Consider the following 10,442-nt stretch of genomic DNA (forward strand, 5'->3'; position numbering starts at 1 on the left):
CCGTGTTTCGTCCGTGAAAGGGACGCGTCCTAACCCCTAGACGAACAGGCCTTTTTCTAAAAGGTTTGCAAAACTATGAAACTTTTTGGTAAATACAAATCACTTGCTACTATTTTTTACTAAATTAAATAAAAAGGCTGCTAGTTTGATTTTGGATACGCGTTATTGTATGTTTGTAGCTCGTTCTGTTACTAAACAGAATTTTATTTGTAGAAAGTTTAATCTTTAATAATTATGTCAAAAATTAAAGTAGGTATTAACGGCTTTGGTCGTATTGGTCGTTTGGTTTTCCGTGCTGCGGTTAAAAACTCTAACATTCAAATAGTTGGTATTAATGATTTGATCGATGTGGACTACATGGCATACATGTTGAAATACGATTCAACTCATGGTCGTTTTGATGGTACTATCGAAGTAAAAGATGGCAAATTGGTTGTAAATGGCAACGCAATTAGAGTAACTGCAGAAAGAGATCCTGCTAACTTAAAATGGAGTGAAATTGGTGCTGAATATGTGGTTGAATCTACTGGTCTTTTCTTGACTATGGATACTGCTGACAAGCATATTGCAGCTGGTGCTAAAAGAGTTGTTTTATCAGCTCCAGCAAAAGATGATACACCTACATTTGTAATGGGCGTTAACAATAAGTCTTATACAAAAGATATGACTATTGTTTCTAATGCTTCTTGTACTACAAACTGTTTAGCTCCTGTAGCTAAAGTATTAAATGACAATTTTGGTATTCTTGAAGGTTTGATGACTACTGTGCACGCTGCAACTGCAACGCAAAAAACAGTGGATGGTCCTTCAGCTAAAGATTGGAGAGGTGGCCGTGGTGCTTACCAAAATATTATCCCTTCTTCTACTGGTGCTGCTAAAGCGGTAGGTTTAGTTATTCCTGAATTGAAAGGTAAATTAACAGGTATGTCTTTCCGTGTTCCTACGGCTGACGTTTCAGTGGTTGATTTAACATGTCGTTTGGTTAAGCCTGCTTCGTTTGAAACAATTAAAGCTGCTATGAAAGCTGCTTCTGAAGGTGATATGAAAGGTGTTCTTGGATATACAGAAGATGAAGTTGTATCAACAGATTTCTTAGGTGATGCTCGTACATCTATATTTGATGCAAAAGCAGGTATTTCATTGAATGACAATTTCGTTAAAATCGTATCTTGGTATGATAACGAATGGGGTTATTCAAACAAATTGGTTGACTTGATCTGCCACATGGATACTGTTAAGTAATTAACAGTTCTCAAAATATATGAAGCCTCGATTTATTCGAGGCTTTTTTTATGTCTATAGCAAAAAAAAAGGCCAACAGATAATCCGTTGGCCTTAAACTATTTTATATATGATTACTCGTGAAAGGGCATATCAGGTATGTCATCAAAATCACGCACTTCGGTTTCTTTAAAATTACTGCGCATTTCTTTATCTAATACCTTCTTCTTCCGCATATGATGTCTCATATGCATTTCAATCAATTCAAACCACTCGTCTGCAGACAAATATCCCAAACTTGGGTGTTTTACTTTATTTGTAGACTTCTTATAATCTATTTCTTTCCCAACCTTATAAATAACTTTAAGGAATCGATAAAAATCATCCTTCACTTTTTCCGGGCTTAAAGGCTGAGATGGCTCAATATATGGATTACCCTTATACTTAAATGGTAAATACCCTCCAATAGCAAATTGAATAGTGCCCCTTAATGTTTTACCTTCCTTTTTGCCAGGCGAACCTTTCATTTGCAAACACTCTTGTATAGCCTTGATATGCACTTCTTGAGAATATACAAGAATATGATCATACAATTGCCCTACAGACCAATTTTTACTATTGTCCTTCTTCTTAAATTGATTTGCTCCATAATAGTCTAATTCCTTTAACCAGTACTTAGACAAAAGCAATATTTTCTTATATGTATCTTCTGCGCTCATGTATTTAATCCCATTGCTACTGCAATAATAATTATAATTCACGGCATATTTAGAAGCTGTTTATAAAATGATTGTAAATACCTACAAAATTAAAAGGGATGACATTTAAAAAACATCATCCCTTTTATTAGAAGTATAGTTAAAATATGTAAAAATATTTGTTTCAAAAAGTATAATACAAATATGTACTATATTTATTGAAAAGCAATAAATTTTAAATAAATTAACAGATCAGGATATCCACAAATAAATTAACATATTGACATACAATTAATTAATTTTGTATCATACATACAAGAGTTCAAACATTTATATGTAATATAAATGTTTGAACTCTTGTATGAAGAAATTATTTAGAATATAACTCACGTAATGAAAAAACTGTTTCTACATATAATTCAGGAGCATCTAATATTTTAAGATAATTTAACGCTGCTGTTTGAGGGGAAACAAGTGCTTTATTTTGCAGTAATTCAATGAATTTTTGTTTGGTAGAGAATGAAGATTCAGCCGTTTCTCTAATTTTCTGTTGCATAGGCGTATCCACAACACCTGGCGCAATGGAAAAAATACGTGTCTTTATATCTGTTCGCAATTCAATTTCATGAGCTACATGCAAAGAAAAATGGTCTATCCCAGCTTTGGCTGCTCCATATAAGGACCAACCGTCAATTACTTTTGAAGCTGCCCCAGAAGAAACAGTTAAAATAACACGATTCTTTATCGTCTCAAGGGGAATAACTAAAAAAGCATTTATAAGCTGAATGGTAGAAATTAAATTAACCTGCATGAGGTAATGAATTTCTACTTGTGAAAATGAACCTGCATATCGAATTGGATCTACACAGCCCGCATTGTTAATTAAATAAACGGTATCCTCTAAAGTGAACTTCGTTTTAAATAAATCAAAAATAGATTGAAGGTCTTCAACTTTTGTCATATCGGCAAACACATGCTGATATTGCTTGTGTTCAACGGTACATCTTCTAGAAATACCAAACACATGCGTATTTGGCCTAGCAACAATCTGTAAGGCAAGCTCCTTGCCTATTCCTGAAGATGTACCTGTTATGAAATAATAGTGCATGTTACTTACATTATAAAATAAATTGGCTTAAGTCTCTATTTTGAACAAGACCATCCATCTTTCTAGAAACATACGTACCATCAATAATCACTGGGAAATCTGAATTTCGAATATCAGGCACTTCAAACAATAATTCGTTCAACAAGTGACTCATTACGGTATGCAACCTACGTGCACCAATATTTTCAACTTCTACATTTAACTCAAATGCTATTTCAGCAATTGCTTTTAATGCGTCGTCTTCAAATTGAATATCTACATTTTCAGAAGCCAATAACGCTTGATATTGTCTGGTCAATGCATTTTTAGGCTCTTTTAAAATATGATAAAAGTCTGCTTGGGTAAGACTATTCAACTCAACACGAATTGGGAATCTACCTTGCAATTCAGGAATTAAATCAGATGGCTTAGACATATGAAATGCACCTGCTGCTATAAACAAGATATGATCGGTATGCACAATGCCATACTTTGTATTGACAGCACTTCCTTCTACAATCGGCAACAAATCGCGTTGTACCCCTTCCCTACTCACATCCGGACCATTCCCTTTTTTTGATGATGCAACTTTATCTATCTCATCAATAAAAATAATACCTGTATTTTGTGCTTTTAAAATTGCCTCCTCTTTCACATCATCCATATCAATGAGTTTAGATGATTCTTCTTCCATTAATACTTTACGTGCTTCAGCGATAGATAGCTTACGCTTCTTCGTTTTCTTTGGCATCATATTACCAATCATTTCTTGAATGTTCATCATCGATGCTTCATCCATTGCACCACCTACAACCCCTATTCCTGGGCCATTTTGGGGTACATTTATTTCAATTTTACGTTCATCCAATTCACCACTGCGAATCTTTTCACGAAACAATTCTCGTGTACGCTCATTCAATTCATCCTCATTGGTAGGCATCTCTCCTTCTTCCGTAACATGCGCCGAAGAAGTATTTTTAAAACCCATACCTGAAGATTTAACAGGTGGTATTAATAAATCTAAAATAATATCTTCAACCACTTGGGCTGCTTTAATTTTCACTTCTTCCTTCTTTTGGCTTTTCACCATATTCACTGCTTGCTCTACCAAATCGCGCACCATACTCTCTACATCGCGCCCTACATAGCCTACTTCGGTAAATTTAGATGCTTCCACTTTTGTAAAAGGTGCATCTGCAAGTTTTGCTAATCGTCTTGCAATTTCAGTTTTCCCAACGCCGGTGGGTCCTATTAATAAAATATTATTGGGCATTATTTCTGAACGCATATCTTCATTCGCATGCATTCTTCTCCAACGATTTCGCAATGCGATAGCAACATTTCGTTTGGCATCCGCTTGTCCAATAATATACTTATCCAATTCGGCTACAATTTCTGTAGGCGTTAGTAATCCATTTAATGCTGTCATATTGTTGATTTATTTTTTCTTCCATTCATGCATATTCAGACCCAAGGTAAAGAAACTTGTCCCTCCTTTGATTGAATAATATGCGCGTGTAAATTCTATATCAAATTTTTTAACACGAATCATAAATCCCCATGAAAGGCCTGCTGCTGCTGCACGATCTTGAAATTTCAATTCTCTACGCATTAAAAAATTATATCCAAAACGTGCTTGCACATTTTTCGTAAATAGGAATTCTCCTCCTATTACAAAATGTCTTAACAGTTTATCGGAGAACGTAGACTCAATGGACGATACTGTCCCGTCTATATTCACCTTTACGTTTATAGCAGGATCATTATACGCAATATCAAATTTATATAAATGGTGTGTTGTTATAGAAAAACGTAAAGGCATATGTTCTGGCTTATATGTTGCACCCAATTGTATGTCAAAAGGCAGATTCACAGCATCCCCTTTTACATAATTATTTAGGTTAAACCCGACATTTTTAAATACCAAGCCAACTGTTAATTGTTGCGTGGGATGTTTGTATAAAGTCCCAAAATCAACCATAAAAGCAGATGCATTGTAACCGGCCATCGAAGAATATACCATTTTTGCATTTACACCCATAGAAAATGGCCCTAAGCTTTTAGCATAACCACCTACGAGCGCAAACTCTTGAGGATTAAATACAACACCCGTGGAAGTTCCTGTGGCATCCATTTGATCTATTTTGCCATAGCTAAAATAGTTTATACCTACACTTACAACTCCCTTATCATCTTTCAACCTACGCGCTCCAAATAAAGTTGATTTTTTTATGTCGGCATAAAAAGGCTGATAGGTAAAACTTATATTCTTGTCGATAGAGTCATTTAATAAGGCTGGATTGGAATATCCCATAGCTACATCTCTATCCAGTATGGATACATTATAGCCTCCTACAGACGCTTGTCTTGCAGCAACGGGGACATCTAAAAAAGAATAACCCGTTTTTCCACCTAATTGAGCAAAGGAAAGAATGGGTAAAAATATAAGTACACTCAGAAAGTACCGCATTGTTGTCATAAGTATTCCAGCAAGTAAAACGGCAATAGAAATAATCTATTGCCGTAATTTACAGGTTATTTTTCGTTCTTTTTTAAATCTGCTGGAATTTCCAAATTGAACGGTTTTTTAATCTTTTGTTTTAACAAAGCAATTTCCAACACTTCTGAAGCGGTTTCAACAAAATGAAATTTCAAATCTGCAATTTCAGGTTGATGTATTTCTTCGATATCTTTTCGATTTTTATTACTTAAAATAATTTCTTTGATACCCGCACGACGTGCAGCAAGTATTTTTTCTTTAATTCCACCAACAGGCAACACTTTACCGCGTAAGGTAATTTCACCTGTCATTGCAATCGCTGCTTTTATTTTACGTTGTGTAAAGGTTGACGCCAACGATGTATATAAGGCAATCCCAGCAGATGGACCATCTTTAGGCGTTGCGCCAGCGGGTACGTGAATATGTAGATCATAATGATCAAATACTCTGTAGTCAATTCCAATAGACTCTACATTCGCTTTCAATAAAGATAAGGCAGCACTTGCAGATTCTTTCATAACATCTCCCAACTGACCCGAAACAGTTAACTTACCCTTCCCTTTACTTAGTATGGATTCAATAGTTAAAATTTCACCGCCATAAGGCGTCCATGCAAGTCCAGTAACAATACCCGCTAAATCATTTTGCTGATAGGTGTCTTTTTCAAAATCTTCTGAACCTAAAATTTCGCGTACTTCTGCAGGCTGTATTTTTTTAGTATATGACGTCTCCATAGCAACGGCTACGGCTACATTACGAACTACAGCACCAATCTTACGCTCCAAATTACGTACACCCGATTCGCGTGTATAATCTTCTATGATTTTCACAATTGCTGCATCCGTAATGGTTACTGACTTAGGCTTCAATCCGTGTTCTTCTTTTTGCTTCGGAATTAAATACTTTTTCGCTATTTCAATTTTTTCTTCTAAGGTATAACCATTGATTTCGATTATTTCCATACGATCTCTCAAAGCAGGCTGTATGCTGTCCAACGAATTGGATGTTGCAATAAAAAGCACTTTTGATAAATCGTATTCGACTTCAAGAAAATTATCCATGAAAGTTGAATTTTGTTCTGGATCCAATACTTCTAATAATGCAGAAGAAGGATCGCCTCTTAAATCTTTTGAAATTTTATCAATTTCATCCAAAATAAATACTGGGTTGGAAGATTCAGAACGTTTAATTCCTTGAATAATTTTACCAGGCATTGCACCGATATATGTTTTACGGTGTCCTCTGATTTCAGACTCATCATGCACACCACCTAAAGACATGCGTACATATTTACGATCCAGTGCTTTTGCAATAGACTTCCCAAGGGATGTTTTACCAACACCTGGAGGTCCGTACAAACAAAGGATTGGTGCTTTCATATTGTTTTTCAATTTCAATACAGCCAAATATTCAACAATACGCTGTTTTACTTTTGTTAAACCAAAATGATCTTCATCCAACACTTCTTTCGCACGTGCCAAATCAAAATTATCTTGTGTATTTTCTCCCCAAGGCAAATCAACTAATAATTCTAAATAATTAAATGTCACCGGATAATCTGGTGCCATTGGGTTTAAGCGTTGCATCTTACCCATTTCTTTATCAAAGTGGGCACGTACTTTATCCGTCCATTTTTTTGTTAATGCACGTTCTTTTAAGCGTTCAAATTCTTGCTCTGTATTAAAATCTCCTAGTTCGTCCTGAAGTACTTTGATTTGTTGACGCAAAAAATACTCGCGTTGTTGTTGATCAATATCTGTGTGTACTTTCGTATGAATATCTCTTTTAATCTCCAACATCTGAATATCCTTATCCATCAACTGTAATAACCATGTAGCACGGTCTACAGCATCATCAAACTCCAATAATTTTTGTTTGTCTTTTAATTCTGCGTTGATGTTGGACGACAAAAAATGTGTTAAGAAATTTTCACTTTCAATATTATTGATTGCAATTTGTGCATCCTGTGGGATTTCAGGATTCATTTTTAAAATTTTAGTAGCCGTTTCTTTAACCGACTGCATTAAGCCTTTCGTCTGTTTTTTAGACATGTTGGGATGTTTGTCTTTCAACATAGTCACCCGAGCTTGCAAATATGGTTCAACCTGAAGTTCCTCTTCAATTTTAAACCGTCGTTTCCCTTGAATTAAAATTGTTGTGTTTCCATCGGGCAATACAAACATGCGCAGTATTTTTGCAACTGTACCAACACGATAAATATCTTGAAAAGAAGGTTCTTCTGTTTTTTGATTTTCTTGCGCAACTACTCCGATTGTTCGGTCACCTTTATAAAATTTTTTAACCAAACGAATGGATTTTTGTCGGCCAACCGTTATCGGAATTACAACTCCTGGAAATAATACAATATTTCGTACAGGCAATATTGGTAAAATAGATGGGAACTCTTCTTTATCCATCTCTGCTTCCTCTTCGGGCGTAATAAGCGGAATCATATCTACAGCTTCCGTATCCATCATATTAGACAAAAGTGCCCATTCAGATTTATTCATTTTATTCATATCTTCTTCAATTCCTATCTTATGCCAATATGGCATTTTTTTAGGATAATTTGTGTATTTAATCTAATTAGAACTATATTTATATAAGTTTTACAATTCGCATGCCAGTATACATTTTTAAAAAATTAGTTTGTAAATTAATTGAGATCGCGAAATACAGTTTAAGTGTATCACTTATATTGTCGCTCATGCTCACTTATTCCAGTTCCTTTGCGCAAAAAAGGAAAAACAAAGATACATTTCAGTCTATTGCTGAACATGGTCAATTAGACAGTGCATCTGTCATCAAGTCCGAGTATCAATTCCAATTCAAAAATATCAATGTTATCCCATTCTATTTTAATGAGTCTGAACTTATTAAAATGAGAAAATTGGAAGATGCTAAAAATTACAAAGAATTACTTCCACATCTTGAGCAGTATGTCAATTCATTTGGTATACAAAACTTTAGTAGAAATACAGATATGATTTGGAGACTGGGTCGGTTATATCAATTGTTTGGCTATAATGATCGTGCATTATTTTTATACAGAACGGCACTAAAAAATCTCCGTGGCAAAAAAATTGACGAGATAAAGAAATATTACGATACCATTACGGCATCAACACTAGAGAAATATGTCCCTCTAGAATATTATTATCAATTAGTTGAATACAGAAAATCAGTAGATACCCTCTTTCCACCCAAAAGTGTGTTTTTAAATATGGGTGAATTGGTAAATGATTTACGTTACCCAGACTACGGACCAACAATGAATGTAAGTGGAAATGTATTGATTTTCACCAAACGTAAAAAAGTATTAACGCCTACCAAATTAAGCTACCGTGAAAATGAAGATTTGTACTATTCTATAAACTACGATGGTTTTTGGGATGAAGCACTCCCCTTCTCTAACGTTATAAATTCTCATTGCAACGAAGGATCAGCAACCATTACACGAGATGGCAGGTCGTTATACTTCGCACGTTGTATTGTGCCCGAATTCTTATACGATTGTAGAGACTGTATGGGATCTTGTGACATCTACGAATCGCACATGGATGAAAATGGGAAATGGGAGGTTGCGAAAAATTTGGGTATTCAAGTAAACAGTATTTCGTGGGACTCACATCCAACTCTTTCGCACAATGAAGACACACTTTATTTTGCATCCGATAGAATTGGTGGATTTGGCTTATCGGATATTTGGTTTACGTTTAAACAACCTAAAGATGGCAAATGGGCACCTGCTCAAAATATGGGACCTGTTATTAACACTAGAGGAAATGAAGTGAGCCCATTCTACCACCCACTTTATGATGTATTCTATTTTAGTTCCAATGGACATTTATTGAATTTTGGAAAAAAAGATAGCCTTGATTTTACCTACCATACCTACGATATTTATAAAACGCGAAAAATAGAAGGTTTGTGGCAAGAACCAAAAAACATTGGCCCGCTTGTAAATGGAGAGGGAGACGAATATTATTTTACGATTGATTCAAAATCACGCGATTTGTTTTATTCCAAATCTGAATTAGACAACCTTGCCAATTTAGATTTGTTTAGTTTCCCCTTACCAATGGAAGCACAACCATTGGCATATACAAAAGTAAAAGGATCCCTTACAGATTCTCTTACAAACGAGCCATTTAAAGGTATTGTATCCATCATCGATTTGACAAACGGTATTGAAGTTGCACCAAAATTTATGCGGGAAGATGGGTCATTTGAATTTGATTTGAACAATGAAAACGAATATTTATTGGTGATTCAAGGGGATGATTTCTTTCGAATTGAACATACCTTTAAATTAGAAAGCGATACAACAATCAATTTAAAAACCAATTCGATTAAGTACAACAAGTGGAAATTTACTTCTTTGGAATTCAATAACAACAGTTCTCAAATTTTACCAGAAATGGAACCCGATTTGGATAAAGTAGTTGATTTCTTGGTGGATCACCCACAAATAAAATTAATCATTTCCGGACATACAGATGGTAGTGGTGACCCAGAGGCAAATTTAAAACTATCTGATGAACGTGCTGAAGCGATTAAAAAATACATTGTAGATAAAGGTAATATTGATGAAAGCAGAATTGAAGCAGAAGGTTATGGCAATCAAAAACCAATTATACAGGTTGAACTAACTGCAGCAGACAGAAAGATTAACCGTCGTGTCGAGTTCGAATTAATTCGAATGGCTGAGCCTAAGGAAGAAGAAATTATCTACGAAGAACAAGAGATAATTAGCGAGTAAAGTTTAAACTCAAAACGAATTAAACCATTCTCATACAGCTACTAATTATACATCATAAAAAGAAGCGGGTTTAAGGATTCAATTAAAGTTGAATCCTTAAACCCGCTTCTTTTTATCTAAGTTTTAATTATATTCCGAATAAAATTAAAACGCGTATCCAATATTTATTTGAAA

7 protein-coding genes are annotated in these 10,442 nt (G+C 34.9%); 2 read left to right on the plus strand and 5 right to left on the minus strand.

Features of this window, described 5'->3' with window-relative positions:
- The first annotated feature begins 234 nt into the window (after window positions 1-234).
- Window positions 235-1,242 carry a type I glyceraldehyde-3-phosphate dehydrogenase gene (gene gap, locus Q0543_RS07695; protein WP_299250997.1) on the plus strand — a complete coding sequence of 336 codons (1,008 nt, stop codon included), beginning with the start codon at window positions 235-237 and terminating at the stop codon, window positions 1,240-1,242.
- Between the two features lie 113 nt (window positions 1,243-1,355).
- On the opposite strand, the gene Q0543_RS07700 is transcribed toward gap, so the two are convergent.
- The 5 genes from Q0543_RS07700 to lon all read right to left on the minus strand — a co-directional run bounded on the left by Q0543_RS07700 (window position 1,356) and on the right by lon (window position 7,983).
- Entirely contained in the window at window positions 1,356-1,940 is a 585-nt protein-coding gene (locus Q0543_RS07700) for a hypothetical protein (RefSeq protein WP_299250999.1), read from the minus strand.
- 349 nt (window positions 1,941-2,289) lie between these two features.
- Entirely contained in the window at window positions 2,290-3,027 is a 738-nt protein-coding gene (locus Q0543_RS07705) for an SDR family NAD(P)-dependent oxidoreductase (RefSeq protein WP_299251001.1), read from the minus strand.
- A 10-nt stretch (window positions 3,028-3,037) separates the two neighbouring features.
- Complete coding sequence (hslU, locus tag Q0543_RS07710; protein WP_299251003.1) at window positions 3,038-4,435, minus strand: ATP-dependent protease ATPase subunit HslU; 1,398 nt, start codon at window positions 4,433-4,435, stop codon at window positions 3,038-3,040.
- Between the two features lie 9 nt (window positions 4,436-4,444).
- On the minus strand, window positions 4,445-5,485 hold the full coding sequence (gene porQ, locus Q0543_RS07715; RefSeq protein ID WP_299251005.1) for a type IX secretion system protein PorQ: 1,041 nt from the start codon (window positions 5,483-5,485) through the stop codon (window positions 4,445-4,447).
- 56 nt (window positions 5,486-5,541) lie between these two features.
- Window positions 5,542-7,983, minus strand: coding sequence for an endopeptidase La (lon, locus tag Q0543_RS07720; protein ID WP_299251009.1), 2,442 nt, complete (start codon window positions 7,981-7,983; stop codon window positions 5,542-5,544).
- A gap of 230 nt (window positions 7,984-8,213) precedes the next feature.
- On the opposite strand from lon, the gene Q0543_RS07725 reads away from it, so the two are divergent.
- Window positions 8,214-10,268, plus strand: coding sequence for an OmpA family protein (locus Q0543_RS07725; protein ID WP_299251007.1), 2,055 nt, complete (start codon window positions 8,214-8,216; stop codon window positions 10,266-10,268).
- The last annotated feature ends 174 nt before the right edge of the window (window positions 10,269-10,442 follow it).

It is taken from the genome of uncultured Cytophaga sp. (assembly GCF_937863595.1).
Taxonomy (GTDB): domain Bacteria; phylum Bacteroidota; class Bacteroidia; order Cytophagales; family Cytophagaceae; genus Cytophaga.

Bases quoted from the DNA above. Each gene is read 5' to 3' on its own strand.
- gap (WP_299250997.1), top strand. From the start codon at position 235: ATGTCAAAAATTAAAGTAGGTATTAACGGCTTTGGTCGTATTGGTCGT.
- Q0543_RS07700 (WP_299250999.1), bottom strand. From the start codon at position 1,940: ATGAGCGCAGAAGATACATATAAGAAAATATTGCTTTTGTCTAAGTAC.
- lon (WP_299251009.1), bottom strand. From the start codon at position 7,983: ATGATGGATACGGAAGCTGTAGATATGATTCCGCTTATTACGCCCGAA.
- hslU (WP_299251003.1), bottom strand. From the start codon at position 4,435: ATGACAGCATTAAATGGATTACTAACGCCTACAGAAATTGTAGCCGAA.
- Q0543_RS07705 (WP_299251001.1), bottom strand. From the start codon at position 3,027: ATGCACTATTATTTCATAACAGGTACATCTTCAGGAATAGGCAAGGAG.
- porQ (WP_299251005.1), bottom strand. From the start codon at position 5,485: ATGACAACAATGCGGTACTTTCTGAGTGTACTTATATTTTTACCCATT.
- Q0543_RS07725 (WP_299251007.1), top strand. From the start codon at position 8,214: ATGCTCACTTATTCCAGTTCCTTTGCGCAAAAAAGGAAAAACAAAGAT.